Below are 962 nucleotides of genomic sequence, written 5' to 3'. Positions count from 1 at the left end.
CCCAACGCCCTTACCGGCCCCGCTCCCGCTCACGCCCCGCCCAGTGTCCGCAACCGACTCTGCCGAGCCAGCACTCCCCGCACCCGACACCGACGCGACTTCCCCCTCCGCACCGACCCCGTCCGGCACCGGCTCAGACACCGGCGCATCCGACACCGACGCAGCGCCCCCATCCGCACCCGCCACCGGCTCGGGCTTCGCGGCATCCGACACCGGCGCGGCATCCTCGTCCACAGCCGCCTCGCTCGGTGCCGGCTCGGGCTTTGCGGGCGGTTGTGTCGGGGAGGCTGACGTCGACGGGCGAGAAGTCTCGGGTTCGGGCGCGTGACGCCATGGGATGCCGGCGGCGCGCCAGGCCCGGAGGGCGCGTTGCCAGGGCGACAGGGACGCCGGGAGGTCGGCGGTGACGCCGAACGTCAGGCGGCGCCGGATCTCGCGGGAGTCGGCCGGGTCCTCGGAGCGGGCCTCGTCCTGCTGCGGGCTCCTCGCCGTCACACGCGCTCCTTTTCGGGCCATGGGTGATGGCACACCATCAAACCGCGTTACATGGCGGCTTGTTCGGACATTGAGGTGAACGGCGGCCGATCGGGCCGCGTGAGGGTTCTATCACCTTTCACGGGCAACAGCCGAAATATGCCGAAGAGTCGACCCGAATGGGCCCACCGCGACCTTCGCGAGCATTAGCGACTGGGCTCCCGAGCCTCTCGAATCTGTAACCGCTCGAACGCGTGCCGCGATATCGAGCCACCGTGAGCCGCCCGGTCGGGGCCCTACGGCGGGCCCGTGTACGTGTGAATTCAGGTGTACGCGGTGGAACCCTTCGACTTGCAACCGCCGAGGGACCCGGGAAACCGTGTCACCGCGTGCGTGGACGACGGCGCGGCGGGCGCCCGCCGCGGCGAAAGCGTTCAGCACCACCGCGCAGGCAGCGGGGACGACGGTCCGGCGGCGGGGTTCGCGGG

The 962-nt window shown here is 71.6% G+C and carries 1 pseudogene; it reads right to left on the bottom strand.

Annotated features, from left to right (window positions below):
- Positions 1-495 (bottom strand): annotated as a pseudogene (locus DMH08_RS42240) (hypothetical protein); the annotation flags it as partial.
- Positions 496-962: the final 467 nt, after the last annotated feature.

Source organism: Actinomadura sp. WAC 06369 (genome assembly GCF_003947565.1).
GTDB classification, from domain to species: Bacteria; Actinomycetota; Actinomycetes; order Streptosporangiales; family Streptosporangiaceae; genus Spirillospora; species Spirillospora rifamycini.
This window is presented reverse-complemented; position numbering and strand designations above follow the sequence as displayed.